The organism is Veillonella absiana, from assembly GCF_032970865.1.
In the GTDB taxonomy this organism is placed as follows: Bacteria; Bacillota; Negativicutes; order Veillonellales; family Veillonellaceae; genus Veillonella; species Veillonella absiana.
The window spans coordinates 175,620-196,471 of record NZ_JAWJZB010000001.1; the positions used below are offsets into that span (position 1 = coordinate 175,620).

At 39.5% G+C, this 20,852-nt stretch carries 22 protein-coding genes; 6 read left to right on the forward strand and 16 right to left on the reverse strand.

All coding sequences use genetic code 11. The annotated features are described in order from the left end of the window. Positions 1-303: 303 nt before the first annotated feature. The 4 genes from RVY80_RS00910 (at position 304) to RVY80_RS00925 (ending at position 4,806) form a co-directional block, all read left to right on the forward strand. Positions 304-1,533: an LL-diaminopimelate aminotransferase gene (locus tag RVY80_RS00910; protein WP_317329269.1), complete on the forward strand. Its 1,230-nt coding sequence runs from the start codon at positions 304-306 to the stop codon at positions 1,531-1,533. A 120-nt stretch (positions 1,534-1,653) separates the two neighbouring features. Then, positions 1,654-2,628 carry a diaminopimelate dehydrogenase gene (locus RVY80_RS00915; RefSeq protein WP_295188920.1) on the forward strand — a complete coding sequence of 325 codons (975 nt, stop codon included), beginning with the start codon at positions 1,654-1,656 and terminating at the stop codon, positions 2,626-2,628. Positions 2,629-2,835: 207 nt separating this feature from the next. After that, positions 2,836-3,942 (forward strand): redox-regulated ATPase YchF, encoded by a 1,107-nt coding sequence (gene ychF / locus RVY80_RS00920; protein WP_295188922.1) that lies wholly within the window; start codon positions 2,836-2,838, stop codon positions 3,940-3,942. Positions 3,943-4,149: 207 nt separating this feature from the next. Next, on the forward strand, positions 4,150-4,806 hold the full coding sequence (locus tag RVY80_RS00925) for a rubredoxin-like domain-containing protein (protein ID WP_317329271.1): 657 nt from the start codon (positions 4,150-4,152) through the stop codon (positions 4,804-4,806). A gap of 140 nt (positions 4,807-4,946) precedes the next feature. Here the strand turns inward: RVY80_RS00925 and ahr are convergent, their stop codons facing one another. From ahr to RVY80_RS00950, 5 genes are all read right to left on the reverse strand, one after another. Further along, a complete protein-coding gene (gene ahr / locus RVY80_RS00930) occupies positions 4,947-5,981 on the reverse strand; it encodes an NADPH-dependent aldehyde reductase Ahr (RefSeq protein ID WP_317329273.1) in 1,035 nt (344 codons plus the stop codon). Between the two features lie 99 nt (positions 5,982-6,080). After that, positions 6,081-6,329, reverse strand: a complete 249-nt coding sequence (locus tag RVY80_RS00935; RefSeq protein ID WP_317329274.1) for a DUF3343 domain-containing protein — start codon at positions 6,327-6,329, stop codon at positions 6,081-6,083. Between the two features lie 98 nt (positions 6,330-6,427). Beyond that, positions 6,428-7,081, reverse strand: coding sequence for a sulfurtransferase-like selenium metabolism protein YedF (gene yedF, locus RVY80_RS00940; protein WP_310746125.1), 654 nt, complete (start codon positions 7,079-7,081; stop codon positions 6,428-6,430). A gap of 132 nt (positions 7,082-7,213) precedes the next feature. Further along, positions 7,214-8,245, reverse strand: a complete 1,032-nt coding sequence (gene selD, locus RVY80_RS00945; protein ID WP_317329276.1) for a selenide, water dikinase SelD — start codon at positions 8,243-8,245, stop codon at positions 7,214-7,216. Positions 8,246-8,254: 9 nt separating this feature from the next. Next, entirely contained in the window at positions 8,255-8,476 is a 222-nt protein-coding gene (locus RVY80_RS00950; protein WP_317329278.1) for a DUF951 domain-containing protein, read from the reverse strand. 836 nt (positions 8,477-9,312) lie between these two features. On the opposite strand from RVY80_RS00950, the gene rbr reads away from it, so the two are divergent. Then, entirely contained in the window at positions 9,313-9,858 is a 546-nt protein-coding gene (gene rbr, locus RVY80_RS00955) for a rubrerythrin (protein ID WP_295188936.1), read from the forward strand. Positions 9,859-10,036: 178 nt separating this feature from the next. Here the strand turns inward: rbr and RVY80_RS00960 are convergent, their stop codons facing one another. Genes RVY80_RS00960 through modA form a run of 3 tightly spaced genes read right to left on the reverse strand, consistent with a single transcriptional unit; the run spans position 10,037 to position 12,125 of the window. Then, the gene (locus RVY80_RS00960) at positions 10,037-10,660 is read right to left on the reverse strand and encodes an ATP-binding cassette domain-containing protein (protein WP_295188938.1); all 624 of its coding nucleotides are present in this window, start codon (positions 10,658-10,660) and stop codon (positions 10,037-10,039) included. Positions 10,661-10,668: 8 nt separating this feature from the next. Beyond that, a complete protein-coding gene (modB, locus tag RVY80_RS00965) occupies positions 10,669-11,337 on the reverse strand; it encodes a molybdate ABC transporter permease subunit (protein WP_317329279.1) in 669 nt (222 codons plus the stop codon). Continuing rightward, positions 11,334-12,125 carry a molybdate ABC transporter substrate-binding protein gene (gene modA / locus RVY80_RS00970; RefSeq protein WP_317329281.1) on the reverse strand — a complete coding sequence of 264 codons (792 nt, stop codon included), beginning with the start codon at positions 12,123-12,125 and terminating at the stop codon, positions 11,334-11,336. Before modA ends, modB begins: the two co-directional genes overlap by 4 nt. A 260-nt stretch (positions 12,126-12,385) precedes the next feature. Here modA and RVY80_RS00975 point away from each other — a divergent pair, with 260 nt between their 5' ends. Beyond that, positions 12,386-13,372, forward strand: a complete 987-nt coding sequence (locus RVY80_RS00975; RefSeq protein ID WP_317329283.1) for an AEC family transporter — start codon at positions 12,386-12,388, stop codon at positions 13,370-13,372. A 171-nt stretch (positions 13,373-13,543) separates the two neighbouring features. On the opposite strand, the gene RVY80_RS00980 is transcribed toward RVY80_RS00975, so the two are convergent. From RVY80_RS00980 to RVY80_RS01015, 8 genes are all read right to left on the reverse strand, one after another. Beyond that, positions 13,544-13,837: an ArsR/SmtB family transcription factor gene (locus RVY80_RS00980; protein WP_295192890.1), complete on the reverse strand. Its 294-nt coding sequence runs from the start codon at positions 13,835-13,837 to the stop codon at positions 13,544-13,546. Positions 13,838-13,853: 16 nt separating this feature from the next. Next, positions 13,854-14,480 carry a hypothetical protein gene (locus RVY80_RS00985; protein WP_295188951.1) on the reverse strand — a complete coding sequence of 209 codons (627 nt, stop codon included), beginning with the start codon at positions 14,478-14,480 and terminating at the stop codon, positions 13,854-13,856. Then, complete coding sequence (locus RVY80_RS00990; RefSeq protein ID WP_317329285.1) at positions 14,477-15,904, reverse strand: DUF2157 domain-containing protein; 1,428 nt, start codon at positions 15,902-15,904, stop codon at positions 14,477-14,479. The genes RVY80_RS00985 and RVY80_RS00990 overlap by 4 nt, the downstream gene beginning before the upstream one ends. A gap of 70 nt (positions 15,905-15,974) precedes the next feature. Next, positions 15,975-16,421, reverse strand: coding sequence for a universal stress protein (locus tag RVY80_RS00995; protein WP_295188957.1), 447 nt, complete (start codon positions 16,419-16,421; stop codon positions 15,975-15,977). Between the two features lie 133 nt (positions 16,422-16,554). After that, positions 16,555-17,871: a hypothetical protein gene (locus RVY80_RS01000; protein ID WP_317329287.1), complete on the reverse strand. Its 1,317-nt coding sequence runs from the start codon at positions 17,869-17,871 to the stop codon at positions 16,555-16,557. A gap of 131 nt (positions 17,872-18,002) precedes the next feature. Continuing rightward, complete coding sequence (locus tag RVY80_RS01005) at positions 18,003-18,761, reverse strand: amino acid ABC transporter ATP-binding protein (protein ID WP_317329288.1); 759 nt, start codon at positions 18,759-18,761, stop codon at positions 18,003-18,005. Between the two features lie 10 nt (positions 18,762-18,771). After that, a complete protein-coding gene (locus RVY80_RS01010) occupies positions 18,772-19,428 on the reverse strand; it encodes an amino acid ABC transporter permease (protein ID WP_295188966.1) in 657 nt (218 codons plus the stop codon). Positions 19,429-19,562: 134 nt separating this feature from the next. After that, positions 19,563-20,378 (reverse strand): amino acid ABC transporter substrate-binding protein, encoded by an 816-nt coding sequence (locus RVY80_RS01015; RefSeq protein WP_295188969.1) that lies wholly within the window; start codon positions 20,376-20,378, stop codon positions 19,563-19,565. Positions 20,379-20,852 lie beyond the last annotated feature (474 nt).

Here is a 20,852-nt window from a genome sequence, read left to right on the forward strand (position 1 = left end):
GATTAGTCCTTTACATCTTTATCATATCCGTAATCTTTATCATATCCGTATATATACAATTTAATATCTTTATTATGTAAAATCTGTGTAATGTTTTGGTATCGAGCGTGATTAGACCTGATGAGACCTAATAATACCTATACACATTTACCATAGATATGCATTCAAAACTCAACATGTCTTCACCATATGCAAATATGAAATGCAAAAATTCTATAGAAAGTTATTTACACAAACCATATTCTCTATTACTATAGTAAGTAGATAAATTTAGATATACTTTCACCATAGAAGGGAATACACATGGCACAAGTTAATGAAAATTATTTAAACCTACAAGGTTCTTATTTATTTGCCACCATCGCTCGCAAAGTTACTGAATATAGCGCAGCACATCCAGAAGCAGACATTATTCGTTTAGGTATTGGCGACGTAACATTGCCACTCGTACCTGCTGTAACAGAAGCTATGCACAAAGCCGTTGATGAAATGGGCAATGCCGACACATTCCGCGGTTACGGTCCTGAACAAGGTTACGATTTCTTGCGCCAAGCTATCGTAGATGGCGATTACAAACCATTGGGTATCGCCATTTCCATTGACGAAGTATTCGTATCCGATGGCGCCAAAACTGACGTGGGCAATATCCAAGAATTATTCAGCGAAGATAATGTTATCGCTATCACTGATCCAGTATACCCTGTATACCTTGATTCAAATGTAATGGCTGGCCGTACTGGCAAAGCTGTGAATGGCATTTTTGAAAAAGTTGTATACTTGCCAACACATGCAGAAAACAATTTCTCTCCTGAGTTCCCAACAGAACACGTAGACATTGTATACCTTTGTTCCCCTAACAACCCAACGGGTACTGTATTGTCCCGTGCTCGTTTGGCGGAATGGGTTGCATTCTGTAAGGAAAACGATATTGTGTTGATGTTTGACTCCGCTTATGAAGCTTTCATCAGCGACACTGATACAGTTCGCAGTATCTACGAAATCGAAGGTGCTCGAGAAGTCGCTATCGAATTCCGCTCCTTCTCCAAAACAGCTGGTTTCACAGGTACTCGTTGTGCCTATGCAGTTGTACCAAACGAAGTCACGGCAAAAACTAAATCTGGCGAACGCCAATCATTGAATCCATTATGGAATCGTCGCCAATGCACTAAATTCAACGGTGTGCCTTACATCATTCAACGTGGTGCAGAAGCTGTGTACACACCTGAAGGTCGCAAACAAACTGGTGAAGCGATTGCCTATTACAAAGAAAATGCTCGCATCATCAAAGAAGGTTTGGAATCCATCGGCCTCACTGTATATGGTGGCGTAAATGCCCCTTACATTTGGTTGAAAACACCTGGCAACATGACTAGTTGGGAATTATTCGATCTTTTACTTGAACAAGTACAAATCGTATCCACACCTGGTTCCGGCTTTGGTCCTTGTGGTGAAGGATACCTTCGTTTAACTGCATTCGGTAGCCGTGAAAATACATTACGTGCCATCGACCGTATTAAAACATTGAAATTCTAATTTTCCCATATAGTATGTTAGAAAGAGACGTGGTCAATTTGAATTTCATTGACCACACTCAATTTAAAATTTGTCTTTTATTAATTTTACATGTATTTATAGACTCATAGGAGGCAAAACATGAGTAATATTCGCATTGGCATCGTTGGCTATGGTAACTTGGCACGCGGTGTAGAAGCATCTGTACAATTACAACCAGATATGGAATTAGTTGGTGTATTTTCCCGTCGTGCTGGTATCCAAACTGTAAGTGGTGTACCTGCGTACACAATGGAAGATCTTCCTAATTTTAAAGGCAAAGTTGACGTTATGGTATTATGTGGTGGCTCCGCTACTGACCTTATCGAACAAACTCCAATGGTTGCTAAATACTTCACAGTTATCGATAGTTTCGATACACATGCTCGTATTCCTGAACATTTTGACAATGTTAACAAAGTAGCAAAAGAAGCTGGCAATGCCGCTCTTATCTCTTGCGGTTGGGATCCTGGTATGTTCTCTTTACAACGTGTTTACGCTGAAAGCATCTTGCCAAAAGGCAAATCCTACACATTCTGGGGTCGTGGTGTTAGCCAAGGCCACTCCGATGCTATCCGTCGTATCGATGGCGTTCTTGACGCTCGTCAATACACTTGCCCTAAAGAAGAAATTCTTAACGACATCCGTAATGGTGCCACACCAGAAGTCGACGCTTACAAAGGTCATATTCGTGAATGCTATGTAGTAGCTGCTGAAGGCGCTGACAAAGCAAAAATTGAAAACGAAATCAAAACTATGGAAAACTACTTTGTTGGTTATGAAACTATCGTAAACTTTATCTCTCAAGATGAGTTAGACAAAAACCACAAAGGCATTCCACATGGTGGCTTCGTTCTTCGCTCTGGTGAAACTACAGATGGTACTCAACACGTGGTAGAATACTCCTTAAAACTTGACAGCAACCCTGAATTCACTGGCTCCGCTCTTGTAGCATATGCTCGTGGTATCTACCGCCTTGCTAAACATGGTGGTACTGGTTGTTACACAGTATTCGATATTCCTCCAGCTTGGATCTCCACTCACTCTGCTGAAGAATTACGTGCCCATTCTTTATAAGAAAATACCTAAAATGGCTAACAAGATTCGTCTTGTTAGCCATTTCTATTGTTTATATGGTATAATACATTGTTGACGAATATCGTCGCTTACTAAATATAAACTACTATCTTGATTGTAAATCGACCTTTCATTGTAAAAGTTCGAAACTTTCACAAAGCAAGATAATTGCAAGTATAATCATAAGTTTTTCTAAAAGGTGGTACCATGAGCACAAATCTTGAAGTAGGCATTGTTGGCCTTCCTAACGTCGGTAAAAGTACATTATTCAATGCCATTACAAAAGCAGGAGCAGAAGCGGCAAACTATCCATTCTGTACAATCGAGCCTAACGTAGGTGTTGTTGACGTTCCAGATAATCGTTTACAAGTATTGGCTGATATGTTCGGTTCAAAACGTATTTTACCAGCAGCTATGCGTTTCGTAGATATCGCAGGTCTTGTAGCCGGTGCGTCCAAAGGCGAAGGTTTGGGCAATAAATTCTTGAGTCACATTCGCCAAGTGGATGCCATTGCACAAGTCATTCGTTGTTTTGATGACCCTAATATCACTCACGTATCTGGTTCCATCGACCCGATTCGAGACATCGAAATCATTAATACTGAATTGTGTTTAGCTGATTTAGATTCCGTAGAAAAACGTAAACAACGTATCGAAAAAATCGCAAAATCTGGCGACAAAGATGCCCGTGCGGAACTACCGATTTTAGATCGTATCATCGAAGGTCTTGGCGAAGCGAAACCAGTTCGTGCACAAGGTCTTGAAGAAGAAGAATTAGAAATGATCAAGGAATTATCCTTGTTAACAGCTAAACCATCCTTATATGTAGCTAATATATCCGAAGACGAAGTATCCGATTACTCCGGTAACGAATATGTAAAACGCGTTGAAGAATACGCAAAAGCTGAAGGTTCTGGTATCGTTGTAGTATCTGCGCGTATCGAATCTGAAATCGCGGAATTATCTGACGAAGAAGCCAAAATATTCCTTGGCGATCTTGGTCTTGATGAGTCGGGCCTAACAAAATTAATCAAAGCAAGCTATGCATTGTTAGGTTTAATCAACTACTTCACAGCTGGCGAAATGGAAGCTCGTGCGTGGACCATCGTAAATGGCACAAAAGCTCCTCAAGCAGCTGGTAAAATTCACTCTGATATAGAAAAAGGTTTTATTCGTGCAGAAATCGTATCCTTCGCAGACCTAGAGGCTTGTGGCAGCCAAAACGCTGCGAAAGAAAAAGGTCTTGTTCGTCTTGAAGGTAAAGACTACGTAATGAAAGATGGCGATGTAACTCATTTCCGCTTCAATGTATAATAAAATTAAATGCCTAAAGGTCGACTACACACATAGATGTAGTCGGCTTTTTTATGTTCACCATATATGACTTATTAATATATCTCCACATATATAATTACATGATTCATATCGATTTTTTTCGCTATACGTAGTATACTATACATATAAACAATAAAAATTATTATATAGTTAAAAATTTTTGATTAATTGATGAAAGAGGATCTTATGGAAACACCAACAACTAATGGAAATGCGCCAACTGCAACTCCGCCTAAGCCAGCAGTAGCAGAAAAAATGGAAAAAAAAATTGCTACAGAATATGTTATCTGTCGTGTTTGTGGCTATATCGAAAAAGCAGACGAAGCAGATAAACCTTGTCCTGCATGTGGATTCCCAAGTACAGTTTGGATGGAATATAAACCGCGTAAAATGAATGCACAACGTGCTAAATTATTAGGTCTTCATTTACATCCAATTGCAGTACATTTCCCAATTGTAGGTTCTACCTTATCTTTTGTATTACCTCTATTAGCATTGCTAGTTCCTTACACTTTGGCTTTCCGTCTATTTGACTTTACTACATTAGTAGCAATGGTATTACCTTTATTGGTATTAGTTGGTGCTGTATCTGGTTACATCGGCGGTAAAATGCGTTACAAAACTACTACCGCGTCCGCACTGAAGAAAAAAATGTATTTAAGTATTATTTACTTTGTACTCAGTTTGATTCAATCCTACATGGCTTGGACATCAGGGATTCATGTTGATAATGCCCTAATCATGATTGCCTTAGGTATCGTATCCAGTGTGTTTGCTGCAGTTCTTGGCAAAATGGGTTCCTACCTATTCGCTGGTCGTTTCGGACCATACACAGCTGGTTAATGTACTAATAAACAGATTAATGGTGAAAGTAATTAAACAGCATTAGAACTTTATATGCACAAAAGACTCGTACTAAGCCGATAGCCTTTACAGGATATCGGGCTCGTACGAGTCTTTTATTTTTCACCATATAATTCTATCTATTCAAAATCATTTTTCAATACAATACGGTAACGGGCCTTACCAGCTTCTAAATGTTCCATCGCTTCATTCACTTCGGACATGTTGAAGTTTTCAGTAATTGGTAACACCCCTTTACGTGCTGCAAATTCAATCATCGTACGCAATTGTACTGGGGATCCTGTAGCAGAACCAGCTACGCCTCTTTCGCCAGCGATAAGGGCAAAGGCATTGATATCCATTGGATCTAATGTAGCACCAACAATATGTAATTTACCTTGTGGTTTTAATAGACGTAAATACGCATTCCAATCAAGTTTTACACTAACTGTTGATACAATCAAATCAAATGTACCAGCAGCGGCCGCAAACTCTTCGGAATCACGGGAATTCAAGATATTATGAGCACCCATAGCACGAATTTCATCATATTTATCAGGTGTAGAACTGAATGCAGTTACTTCACAGCCCCATTTGTTGAAGAAATCGATTGCCATATGACCAAGACCACCAATACCAATAACGCCTACTTTATGAGATGCATTGATATTGTGTTGTAACAATGGTTCAAACACAGTAATACCACCACAAAGTAATGGACCGGCTTTACTCATATCGATACCGCCTGGTAATGGAATCACCCATTGCCATTGTGCACGCATTTTGTCGGCGAAACCACCTTGGTGACGACCATTCCCAGCAATAGTTGGTACGTTTTCAGGGCAATAGTTACCATGACCACCGATACAAGGATTACAATGTTGACAAGATTCCGATGTCCAACCAATTCCAACTTTTTGACCTACTTTGAGACCTTTTACAGCACTGCCCATACGAATGATTTCGCCTACCGCTTCATGTCCAGGAACGAGTGGGTAACTGCTCATACCCCATTCATTGTTCATCATAGATAAATCAGAATGACATACGCCACAATATTCCACCTTGATTTCTACATCATCAGCACCTAATTCTCCGGCATCAAAATCATAACGTTCTAATTTACCGCCCGCTTCTTTCACAGCCCATGCGCGAATTACATTTTCATTACTCATGATTAAATCCTTCTTTCTTCTAATATACTGATAATTATGCCATTGGTCAGACAATTTTTTCGTGACGTCGATTCAACTGTAGACAGATTAAACGATGTCTTATGCCTCATACCGCTGGCAAGGTATGCCTTTTTCATAATAAAATATACCGGAATGACTCATTTTATGCACTTTCAATAGTGAAAGTACCATCCCAACCACATTGGGGTGAACACGGATACAGAGACCACACACATCACTTAGTTCAGGAGGTGTGGCCATCAATTTATGTGGTACCAGTTCCTTAGTGAGCATAGTGTCCGCCTTAGTGGCAAAGTAATAGGAGGTAAATAAAATGATTATATCCATATTTCCTCCTTCACGCACCATAATAGTGGTCTTCATCCCCATGAGCCACATAGTATAAACACTTAAATCTGTACACAAAGTACCATTGTCCAAGATAATTATAGCTTAACTAAATCTTGCCCTACGATAGCATCCGTAATGGCATACATATTTGTAATACTGCCAACGCCTACCTGTTCTTTTATGCCAAAGTAATCGAGGCAAATGCCACAGGCTGCGATTTCTACACCCTGTTCAGCTAGCAATTTTAAATTTTCAATATGTACAGAATCATTAATAACCATTTTTACACTACTATTGATAAAGTAAATAGTTGTCGGCTTTACATCGGATTCAGTCATGCAGAGCCAGAACGTTTTCATCAATGTACGGCCTAGTTCTTCACTGCCTTCACCAAGGTAGTCCTTTGTCATCAAAATCACTCGACCGCCCATATTGTAAATGCTTTCACCAGTTGTCATACCAACAATGGCATCACCGGTAATACCAGGGACATCTACATGCACTGTATTAGCACCGGGCACAAGAACAATATGGTAATCCTTGCCCACTTGGTACACAGATGTCATATATTGGCGAGATTCACCAAATTTTTTCACATTATCTCGGCTCACCTCGTTATCTACGATAGTTTCGATAGATTGATTTGGATGTGCATCCGCTACCTTTTTTGTTTCAATTACAGGAATCGGACATAACACGCCACGCACATCTACTACTAAATCTGCTAACTTGCTTTTTGTTTCAGCCATGAATTTTCTCACTTATATTAACTATATTAGAATAGGCATTAAATATATCTTATCTCACAAGGCTAATTTGATATGCGTCATCTAAAGATGTGAATTCGATGCGTATCATCGCACAACCAGATTTAATGTGTCTCATCGCACAACGCGAATCTGATGTGCCCCTTGTTCTACCACTCGTCCAATAATGCGAGCCGCCTTAACTCCGGCCTGTTGCAATGCATCTACCAATGCAATTCCTTCTGATTCAGGTACTGACAGTAACAAGCCCCCTGATGTTTGTGGATCAAAGAGAATATCGCTCCACACAGCTTCCAGGGACGCATCAATATGAACACCACTAATGGCTTTGCGATTGCCGTAAGTCGCCGCTGGTACTAGCCCCATGGAGGCCGCCTCAATGACATCGGTAAACAATGGTAATCCCTCTGCATAAATTTCTAATGTCACATCTGAGCCACGCGCCATTTCATAGCCATGTCCCATTAAACTAAATCCCGTTACATCGGTTGCACTATGTATGGTAAAATCACGTGCTATCTCACAGGCTAATTTGTTAAGGGCACACATACTTTCAATCGCCTCTTGACCGCCTTGATGGAATATATCTCCCTTCATGGCTGTGCTCATAATACCTGTGCCTATAGGCTTCGTCAAAACCAGCACATCTCCAACTTGGGCCCCTACATTTTTCCAAACCCCTTTCGGATTTACAGTGCCAGTAACGGATAAGCCAAATAGAGGCACTTCATTTTCAATACTATGCCCCCCCACGACAGCAACACCAGCTTCACGCAAAACATCCCCAGCACCATTTAATACATTGGCGAGAACGCCTTCTTTCACCAATGGTACAGGAAATGCCACGATATTCATTGCTGTCAAAGGGACCCCTCCCATAGCGTAAACATCGCTCAAACTATTAGCCGCCGCAATTTTACCAAACAATGTAGGTTCATCCACGATAGGGGTAAAAAAATCTAAGGTCTGCACGAGAGCCATCTCGTCATTAATGAGGTAGACACCAGCATCATCAGCACCAGTCATATCCACCATAACATTATCATTCGTAACAGAACGAACCTGTTTCAGAACCTGATCTAAAATATGGGGCCCAATCTTGCATGCACAGCCACCCTTATTAGCATATTTTGTTAGTTGTACCATGCTTCTCTCCTAATTATTGTTATGTTCGTTTTCACTTTCAGGTAAGCGATATACAATTTTCTTTACTGCTTTTTCAAACTTAGGGCGACTAATGAGTAATTGATGTCCGCAGCCCTTGCAATGTATGAGGAAATCGGTACCAATCCGTTTGACCTCCCACTCATCGCTACCGCAAGGATGGGCTTTTTTCATTTTCACCACATCGCCTACAAAATATCTGACAAATGCCATACTTTCACCTCATTCGGTATATTGTATCATCACGCATAGAGCTATCCATGCCATTTCGTAATTTATGTATATCTATATTTTACTACATATATGCTTGTCCTGCTATGATTATATGAATAATTACTAATATATATTCTCATGAATACTGTTAACCTTACCTAAAATTTGCTAAGTGGTAACAGTGTCTAACATTTCTGATAGTATGATCTATTTCTTGTAAAATTTAAATATAATCCTCTAGATTATCAACAATTTAATTAATAATGATTTTTATTTAGATGTCATTCTCAATCTCATTTTATATTTTCCAAAGTAAACCAATAACTATACAGCCCTCAAAACCCGCTTAGTTAGTGCATTGATAAACTTTATCATTTATATTTTTTCGAAATACTTTCAACAAAAAACTTGCATCTCTCATTTACGTGCGTTATAATATAGTTAACAATGATTATTCGTTAAGTATACGAATTCCAATTATTGCATCCAAACTTTTACCTATACAAGCAAATGCTCGTATACAAATGATACAAGTGTATCTCAATAAGAATAGCCAAGTGGTTCTTTCATATAGCCTGTAAGTACAGATTCAATATTAGGGCAAGTGCTCTTCTAAACTATGAGTAAGTACTCATTTTTATACAATTAGCGCTATCACATACATAAGTATCTAAGAGTATACTAAGCAAGTGCTTATATACAAATTTCCAAGTGGTAATCTTAATATCATCAACCAAGTGGTTATGTGTAAGGTGAATCATTTTAGTTCAAAACAAATTTTGAAAACCGTTAAGTTACGATGTATTCAATTTTGTAAGTACAAAGGAGACATTATCATGGCAGAATTAAAAGGCACAAACACTGAAAAAAATCTTCAAGCAGCATTTGCTGGCGAATCCCAAGCATTCCAAAAATACACTTACTATGCAAGTGCAGCTCGTAAAGCTGGTATGAACAAAATTGCTGAATATTTCGAAGAAACAGCTCGCAATGAAAGCGCTCATGCTAAAGTATGGTTCAAAGAATTACACGGTGGTGACATCTCCGCAGATATCGAAGCTAACCTTCGTGATGCAGCAGCTGGTGAAAACTACGAACATACTACAATGTATAAAGAATTTGCTGACGAAGCAGAAAAAGAAGGTTTCAAACGCATTGCTGTATTAATGCGCGAAGTTGGTAAAATCGAAGCTCGTCATGAAGAACGTTACCTTGCATTAGCAGCATCCGTAAACGGTGGTCGCGTATTCAAAGCGGATCAACCAGTTGCTTGGATTTGTGCGAACTGTGGTTATGTACACGTTGGTGCTGAAGCTCCTAAACTTTGTCCAGTATGTGCTCATCCACAAGCATTCTTCTCCCAACATGTAGAAGCTATCTAATAGTTAAGTAACTATTTATCCCCAAAAACCTCAAAAGAGAACTCTTCGGAGTTCTCTTTTTTTTATATATGCACCATGTGCGCACCACATTATAATTCATAGTCAAATGCTATTTAAACACAGCATTTTAATTGGCGGCACACATAGGAAAACGCACCTACTTACGTAAGTGCGTTTATTAGCATTCAATTTCTCCTTGTGTACAGGTCCAATGGCGGTCACCCACCACAGCCACCTCATCTTCATCATGGGTTACCCACAAACAAGGAATATCCCATTGTTTAATGATGGTGACCAAGTCTGTACGGACTTGTTTTCGTAAAGTCCAGTCTAGCGCCGATAATGGTTCGTCCAAGAGTAATACGGTTGGTTTAGAATATAATGCACGTCCTAACGCCACCCTTTGTTGTTCCCCACCAGAGAGTTTCCCCGCCTTGGTGTGTCGATATTTTTCGAGGCCTAATTGCTTCAACAATGTTTCACAACTGGCCGCATCACCGCGTTTGCTATAGGTAATATTCGCCTCTACTGTGAGATGAGGAAATACCATATTGCCTTGTGGCATATATCCTACATGACGTTCTCGGACTGGTACATATAATTTATGGTCTACATTCACCCACACTATTTCATCATGTCGAATAGTTCCTGTATTAGGTTTTACGAGACCTGCAATGGCCTTAATAAAAGTAGATTTGCCACTGCCGGATTGCCCTGTAAGCACAGTAATCCCCTGTGGCAATGTGCCTTTGGCTTTCACCAGCACGGAAGGGCGCTCTATAGTGATATCAAATGTAATCATAGATCCTCCTAAGCACGATCATGGTCGCTAAATAACGTGCCCTTCGTCATGAGATGAATAGCCGATAATAACGATAGTGTCAGTACACAAATATAAATTACAAGGTCAAAGGCATCACCGTATTGACCAGATTCCACATAGGAATAAATCGCCAGCGGCATGGTGCGTGTAACACCAGGAATATTACCAGCGATTAAAATGGTGGCCCCAAATTCCCCCATGGCACGGCAAAAGGATAAAATCGCGCCAGTTAAGATACCCTTCCAAGCAAGCGGAATGGAGATTGTCAAAAATATCCGTAACTCTGAGGCCCCTAAGGTGCGAGCCACATCCTCCATATTATAATCGATAGATTGTAGGGCAGAGCGAACCGTCTGATAAAATAGGGGGAATGCAATCACTGAGGAAGCACAAATGGCACCTAGTACGGAAAATACAACTCCTAGCCCGTGAGATTCTAGCCACGCCCCAAAGACATAGCCTGGCGAAAACATCATGAGCAAAGCGAACCCTACTACTACCGGAGGTAGCACCAATGGTAACGTGAGCAATGCGTCAATAATGGCCACACCACGACATCGGCATTGCTTCATACCGAAGCACACACAAAGACCTACAATAACTACAATAACTAATGATATCGTCGCGACGTATATAGATAAAACAAAAGGACTCATAAGAACTGCGCTCCAGTGAAGCCATATTTTTCTAATACTTTTTGTGCTTCTGGTGTTGTTAAGAATTTATAAAAATCTTTCGCCAATTGACTGTCATATTTTTTCACGATACCAATTGGGTACATAACAGGATCGTGGGAATCCGCTGGTGTTTCAGCGGCAATTTGTACGGCATCACCGGCTGCGATAGCATCTGTTTTATAGATAAAGCCAGCATCTCCAGCACCTTGGCTAATCGCTGCTGTGACTGCTTTTGCATCCTTAGCATAGACAATTTTATCTTGCATGGAATCCCAGATACCCATTTTTGTTAAGACTTGTTTACCATAATTACCAGCAGGCACCGTAGCTGGTTCCCCTAATACCAAACGATTAACACTAGATAATTGGTCTAAGGACACTTTATCTTTACCTTTTGGTACGACTAGTACCAAGGAGTTGGTTACAAATGGTTTCACTTCTGTCACCAATTCTTTATCTTGTAACAATTTCATATTCTTTTGGTCTGCAGAAATAAATACCGCTGCTGGTGCCCCTTGTTCAATTTGTTGGCGTAATGTACCAGAGCCAGCAAAATTAATAGCAATTTGATCATCTTGTAAGTGATGTTCTTTTTTGTAGGCATCCGCTAATTCTGTTAAGGCCTCTTTTAGACTCGCTGCGGCCGAAATAGTAATTTTTTCAGATGTACTTGGTTTACCTGACTCTTTGCTAGTATTGCTACCACAACCGACAAGGGCTAACACTATAATTAAAATACCTAAAATTAGGAATACATACCTTTTCATAGATGTTCTCCTCATCACGACATAACATAATACGCTTTCATTATAAATTGTATACTCCTATCAGTCTAGCATATGCGACTAATAACATAATCTTATCTATTTATCACGAAATTATCAGTGCTAATTCTCACCTTTTCATTGTAAAGTATCTCTTTATTTTGTTATTATAAATATATATACAAGATATTCATTAATAGTATACCGATATTTCGTTTGATGCCAGGGCACCAAATAATCTCGAGTGAGGATAGTGGTGATTTATGAACGTATTCACATTAATTGGACATATATTTATGAATTCAATGATGCCTATATTTATGCTCATTGGACTTGGTATTGTGCTAGATCGAAAGTTTAAATTAGATTTATATACCCTAAGTAAATTGAATTTCTACATATTACTCCCGTCCTTTGTATTTAGAGCACTATACGAGGCTCAATTTGGTTGGGATAGTTTAGAAATTGTACTTTGCGCCATTACCGTTTTATTTTTAAACTATCTAATGGCTGGCATCGTTGGTAAAAGTGCCAATTACGATCAACCTAAAACTGCAACGCTGAAAAACGTTGTTATGTTTAACAACTGTGGTAATATGGGAGTAGCCCTTGCTACTTTTGTTTTCACCAATGTACCTTATATCATTGATGGCCAAACACCATATGCTTCACTAGGGCTACTCAGTGTCGTATCCATCATGGTTATTCAAACCATCACTAGTAATACCTTTGGCTTTTATCAGGCCGGTGTAGGGCGTTTAACAAAACGTGATGCCCTTAGTGTAGTGCTTCATATGCCAATGATTTACGCCGTCCCAATTTCGTTATTACTTAAATTAGCCCCATTCGATTTGCACCACTTCTTTGCCTATGCGCCACTTAGTATTTTTGCCAATGCTTTTGTAGGTGTCGCTATGCTAGCTTTGGGCGTACAGATTAACAGAACTCCTCTCAATTTTTGGAAAAAGGACGTCCTGTTAGCCTCTTCATTGAGACTTGTAGCGAGCCCGTTACTAGCAACTGCTGTTGTCATTATATTCATACATGTATACGGCCCATTTCATCCTATAGCAGCCCAAACAATTGTGCTCACTTATAGCGTCCCTAGCGCAATCAACATGGCCCTAATAGCGATTGAAATGAAAAATAATCCAGAGTATGCTACTCAATGTGTAATGGCCACCACCGTTCTATCGGCGGTCACGATGCCACTATTTATTACATTAGCGTATTTCTTATTTCCCCTTTAATGCCACAAAACATATAAAACGCCTCCCTCAAAAGCTATTCTTTAAGGGAGGCATTTTTATATGTAAATCATTTTAATATGCTGTTCTAAAATATATTTTTAACTCTATGCGGTGCTATCACTACAAAACTAGAACAAGATCTATTTAGTATTAATGTGTATTCACCCAAATTTACTGATGAGATACATGATCTAAACCTTGACGTAATAACATTTCTACATGATCATCGTTCAGTGAGTAAAACACAGTTTTACCTTCTTTTCTAAACGACACTAACCTTGCTTGACGCAGTACACGTAATTGATGAGATATAGCCGATTGCCCCATTCCCATATCTTCTGCAATAGCATTTACACTAGATTCATGGTCTAATAACAACCGTACGATACGTAGACGCGTCGGGTCCCCAAGAATTTTAAATAACTCGGCCAATAATTGAATTGTTTCTTGTGAGTATTCCTTCATGTTATCCCTACCTCTACTAATTACGCTCTACTCGCACGTCCGTTTCTGTAGTACCAGATTTAATAATATCTTCTAGCTTTCTCCCCGTATCTTTCGCCTGCTCCTCTAGTGTCTCAGGTTTTGCAACCTCTAGAGGAACACCTTTTGAATAGATACCAGTAATAACCCCGTTACCATCCTTTAATTTCATAGTGGCAATGAGTGTTCCTTTATACTCATTATAAAAAGCTTTATCGACTTTAGACAAGTCTACCTTTACACGATTAAAAGGGATATCAAATTCTACTACACCATTATGAATGCGATGAGCACGGGCAATCACATATTCACCAGTTGATGGTCTATCCATAGATGCATTTTTAACGGCTAACATACCGGTAGACTTCACATCTAACGAAATATATACAGGTTCTCCCGGATTAGGCAATCGCGTTCCTACTATAGGTGCTGCATTACCAAGAAATTTTACATCTAGATAATCAACTGGTGTCCAACTAGCAGATTTTTCTAGCGCCACCGGCCATTGATATTCTATGCCGCCGGCCTGTAACAAAGTATAACGCTGCTGTACAAATACTTGACTCAAAATCGCTATGATAACGACAAATACAAAGGCGCCTAATCTCCAATATTTCTTAATCATAAGAGGCCTCCTTGATCTGAATCATTCGACAAGGTCTTTTGATTGGTAAAAGTATCATTTTGACTTTCACCATATTGTTCACGTAGCGATTGACGAAATGCTTGTCTACGGGCCTTGCGTTCTTCATGTGCTTTACCTAATTTATTATTGGATTTAGACCACATATAAATAATATTAACCACAATTACAAGAATACCAATAGAAATGAAGGATATTCCTCTTTCAAAGAATGTAAATCCAGGATCAAAGAAACGAGCGAGAATAAGTGCTAGTACTGCAAGTATAGCGCCATTCACATACCCCACACGTTTATCCATTGTACCTCGCAGAAATAAAATAAACGCTGTTAGCAGAACAAAAGCATCAAATACAATGGATACTACGAGCGGCATAGCCCCAGAATTTGCCAACAACAAACCAAATCCAACGATGAACGGAGTTAAAGTCATGACTGCGGCTACCCATTCACGCTTCATTACCAATTTACCAAGGAAGTAAGCACATACTGCGCCCAAAAGAATGGCCATCGTCAAAGCAAGACCATTTAATGCATCTTGAATAGATATATTCCACGTATGTAATAGGGTGCCTTGAATCACTACATACAATAATCCGATTGACCCCATCGTTCTAAATGGCAATGTCCACAACCCTTTATCACGCATCAGTGTGCCAATAGCGTAAGTGCTCACTGCCAACGTAGCTACAAAGTATAGTTCCAAACCAGCTCGATTACTTTCAATAGTCAAGAAAAATGCACTAAAGATAGCCGCCACATAGGCCCAAGACAGCCACACTAGCATAGAGTAACTAGAACTATGTTTCACCGCCACCATATAAAATGGTAAGGCCCCTAAAATCAACAGCCATACAGCCATTACATTTAGTGTAATATCTAAAGAATAAGGTGCGAAGCACCAAAGGATGGCACCTAACAAGTACCCGATCATACCTAAACTAGACCGCAACACGTAAATCGCTGGTAACGATGCAATGAGTACGATTAGTAAATATAACCCATAGGACTCACCCGTATAATACGTATCCGCCATAAGGAATGTACTGCCGCCAAGAGCTAGCATATAAAATATGGTGGCCCCTTCAGCCCATCGTTTTCCCGGTTCACAACGCCAAATAGCGAGCCCCAAAATGACGAGAGCGGCTACGACGAGCGTAATAGTCCAATCAAAACGCCCATTGGGTGAAAAACTATACCAATAGCCGGCGAAGAGAAGGAAAATTCCCAAACCAATCAATACAGCCCCCAGCAACAATACGGCAATTCGAGTCAATGAAGGCCCACTAGCTGGTTTTTCCATATTATATGAGGCTTCAAGCTGAGTCTGCCCCGCCTCACTGAGCCATCCTTTTTCTTTCCACAGTGGCAACTCGCCTTGCAGCCATTTCGCAATTTTTTTGTTCATACAACCTCCTCGTGAATGGCTGAAAAAAGGCTTTGCCCGAAAGGGCAAAGCCTTTTATTCATATGTTAGCTTATTTTACTACCAATACTGGACATGTGGAGTGACTAGTTACATAGCTACTTACAGAACCCATGAATAAACCTTTCAATGGGCCAAGGCCACGGCTACCCATTACGATAAGGTCAGCATCATATTTTTTAGCAACTGCTAATAAAGCAGGACCAGGGGAGCCAACTTCAAATACACTCTTAACACTTACACCAGCAGGAATATCTTTTACAACATCATTAAGAATTTCTTTGCCAGTTTCTTCCATATCTTCAGCGATTTGTTCAGAAACATAGCCACCACTAATAGGTGTTTGGTCAAAATTAGAAATAGCAGAAACAATATTTGCTACATGAACAATGATTAATTCCGCTTCGTTACGATCAGCTACAGCAATAGCATGTTCTAATGCACGTTTAGCATTTTCAGACCCATCTGTAGGTACTACAATTTTTTTATAGGTAACCATAATAACCCCTCCTATTTACTTGCCCAATCTGGGATATTCTCGTATGTTATTCTTTACTTAGTATTTCTACAATAACACCGAAAACTCCTCTTTTTTCTCTAAAATTTCTTCTATTATATCATAAATTCTCAAATTATAATACTGTAGACGTCCCATCAGAGCCAATAATATCATCTATACGCAAGCCATCAAGGACATCAATGAATTCAGCTTTGGTTAGTTCTGTTCCTTCTGGACCTATCATACGGGCCACACCAACTTTACCTTGGTTTCCTAATACGATTTCCGAGGCAAAGGCTACGCGTTTACTAGATGCTTTAGGCTTCATTACTGAATCTTGTGCTATTGTAGTATAAGCTTGACTAGGATCATTCATTACACCAGATACGTAAAAGGCCACACGATTATTAATAATACGCATTTCATAACGATCGATACGAGCATCATGAACCTTCACAAGGGAGGCCACATAATTATCTCCCAAGGTTTGCTTCCCCAACAATGTGGGAACTCCAGCACTAATCGCCTGCCAAGGGATAGCAATCGATTCTACATCTAATTGAATATTGCCTTTGGTGAAAGCAATCTTACCAGTGGATTTTACCCGAGAAAATCCAGCAGGTTTTACAAAGCTCACACCATCATCCACCATGATGTCACCCGTTTTTTCATAATCTGATTGGTCAATTAAAGAAAAAGATGGGACAATAGTTTCTAGAATACCAGCTTCCATAAATGTCTGTGCCGTAGATGGATAGGTGCTCGCCATGTTATAGCGATGCGTTGGATCTTGGTCCATAATGAACTCCACCTCCATCAAGGACCCAACTGTCTCATCGGAATCCTGTTTAGGAGTAATACGACTCCACCGAGCCGCTTGGGCGTCTCTCTTTTCAAAAAAGCCACCATCTACGGAATTATGTTCAAATATCCCGCTATTTTTACGCCAGATTTCCAAGTACTTTGCATTGGTCATCCCTTTGATAGGTATATCATACCATGTCGTATTCCAAACTTTTTGAGATGTTCCTGTTGTAGGCGTGTTATTCCGTTTTGTAAATGACACTGTATAGGCTTCACCTGTACCAGCTGTAGTTAAGTTAAAAGAATACCCTTGAATATGTTCGCTATCACTCTTAACATCCATGTTTACATGAACTCCATCAGCTACACGCCAAGGCAGAGTAAATTCAAATCCTGCATCATAATCTTTAACCACTGTATTCATTTTAGTGGCATACTGACGATATTGATCTGGTAGAATTTCAAATGCGCCTTCATGAGATTCAGTGATAGCCTCAGGTATTCTGACCACTTGAGTTACACTATGCCCATCATCAGTTACGGTATTTTCTGCCAATCCAGGGACCACCACTAATGTGGCTAGCAAAGCCCCTAATAACAAACCTCTATTTAATTGTTTTAGCAATACAGAGTATGGTAAATTCATTTATTCCACCACTTTAGATTAACTACTGTCATTTTCTAATTTCCTTGCACAAATACATAAACTATGAGGATATGCATTGTACACACACGTGCATTATGCACATGATATAGAATACATATCCTCGTAAATGTTTACAACATAGATTCCAAGAAAGCTCTTGTCCTTGGAGATGTAGGATTACCATAAATTTGTTCTGGCGTACCTTCTTCTTGGATGATACCATCCGCCATGAAAATAACGCGGTCCGACACATCACGAGCAAAGTTCATTTCATGTGTTACGATAATCATCGTCATATGATCTTCCGCCAAACCTTTAATGGTTTTTAATACTTCACCAGTTAATTCTGGATCAAGTGCAGATGTTGGTTCATCAAAGAGTAAAATTTCTGGATCCATCGTCAATGCACGAGCAATGGCTACACGTTGTTTTTGCCCACCAGACAATTGAGATGGATACCCATATCGTTTCTCCCAAAGGCCTACCTTTGTGAGCAAACGCTCTGCGATAGGTAAAATATCTTTATCTTTCATTCCTTTCACCATACGTGGGGCCACCATAATATTTTCAAGTACCGTCATGTGTGGGAATAAATTGAAGGATTGAAATACCATACCCATGCGCAACAAAATATCGTGCGCCTTGGATTTATCCGCGTAGGTTACGATGCCTTGCGCATCTGTACTAGCAAGCACATCCTCATCAACGGTAATGGTACCGCCATCAATGGTTTCCAATTGTCCCAAACAACGTAAAAATGTAGATTTACCAGACCCAGATGGGCCGATAATAGACACGATTTCACCGCGCTTCATCTCCAAAGATACGTCCTTGAGGACCTCTTGATCACCGAATCGTTTTTCTATATGTTGCATACTAATGAAAGTCATACCAAGCCCCTTATTCGTCATATACAGCAAGGCGTTTTTCTAAATAATTGAACGCATTGGTTAATATAAAGGTAAAAATTAAATAGAATACTGCCGCCACAAGAAAGGCAGAAATATCAAAATCACGTTGCACAATAGAACGAGTGATACGCAAAATATCATTCATTGCTAAAATGTATACGAGAGACGTATCTTTCAATAAATTGATAGTTTCATTGGCCAATGGTGGTACAACACGTTTTAACATTTGTGGAAGAATAATGGTTTTCATAGTTTGTACATAAGTAAAACCTAACACCTTCGCTCCTTCGTATTGACCACGAGGAATGGACTGAATACCACCACGGAAAATCTCGCACAAATATGCAGAATAGTTAAGCACAAAGGATACAACCGCTGCTGTAGTATCTTCCATTTGAATTCCTACATAAGGAATAATTGGTAAGGCATAATACATAAATAAAATTTGAAGCATTAATGGTGTACCACGCATCAAGTATACGAAAGCATCCACAATTCGCCCCATCCATGCAAATCCAGATAAGCGAATTAAGGCTAATAAAATACCGCCCGGAATAGATAATATCCAAACAACACAGAATAATGCAATTGTGACTTTGAGACCATCCGCAATAGCTGGAATAATCTGCAAAAAGTACTCTAACATAATAAACTCCTTATCATACGTAGGAAAGGGGCCTCATCGGCCCCTCTTCTATATTCAGTGCAATGCACTCTGTATCTTATTAATGACCCTATATATATTATATACTATCAAGTCCATCAGACATACAGTAAATATTATTTTACGTCGTCTTTATTGATTTCAGATGCAGTACCGAACCATTTAATGAAGATTTGGTCAGCAGAGCCATCTTTTTTCATGTCGATCAAGATTTGGTTGAATTTATCGCGAAGTGCAGTATCTTCTTTACGGAAACCAACTGCAAATACATCTACACCATAATCAGTACCTTCAACGATTTTATATTTACCAGGTTCTTTTTGCATCGTATAACGAGCAATTACGCCGTCAGCGATAACCGCATCAACACGACCAATACCTAAATCCATGAATGCATTCATGAAGTCTGGATAACGTTTGATTTCTTTTACAGTTTTTGCTGCTGCATCTGCATCGATAGCTCGTTCACCAGTACTTGCTTGTTGTACAGCTACTACTTTACCAGCTAGGCTAGCTTTATCAGTGATGCTATTGTCATCAGCACGAACTACGATATATTCTTTGTCATTATAGTAAGGATTGGAGAACAAGATATTTTTTTCACGTTCTGGAGTTACAGTCAAACCATTCCACAATGCATCGATGTGTTTACTTTTAAGTTCAGCTTCTTTACTAGCCCAGTCGATACCTTTAAATTCAACTTCCATGCCAGCACGTTTAGCGGCCTCTTTTGCCAAGTCGATATCAAGACCTACAATTTCACCTTTTTCATTTTTAAAGCCCATTGGTGGGAAACTGTCATCTAAACCGATAACGATTTTTTTAGGCAATTCGTTTGTGGCTGCTGGTTTTGCATCATTACCACAACCTGCAATAAGTGCCATCATGGAGATAGCAGTAAGACCTATAGCTACAATTTTCTTTAATTTCATGATATTTCTCCTACAATACACATACATTTTTATCTATGAACACCATTATACTTTAGTCTGCTAAATTTGTAAACTGCTAAATCAATTGTTTTTATCAATACTTTGACATACGTAATTATTAGAAACTATAGATTTTTGCCCCATAAAATTCCAGTCATATTATATTGTCCACTGGGCTGGTAAAAATGCATCCTATTCAGACACGGTATCTGTTGGTTACAACGCTGGTATGAATAGCAATTCTGGTGATAGCACATTCATTGGCCTCTATTCTGGCCGTAATATGACAACTACTACTTCCAATCCAATGGGTAGTGTTTATGGTAACAACGTAGGGCTTGGTAGTTCTACATTAGATGGTGCCTCTGGAAATATGAATGTTGGTATTGGCACTGGTGCCACAGCTTCTGGTACAAATAGCATTTCCATCGGTACCGGAAATATAGTGACAGGCAATAACTCTGGTGCTATCGG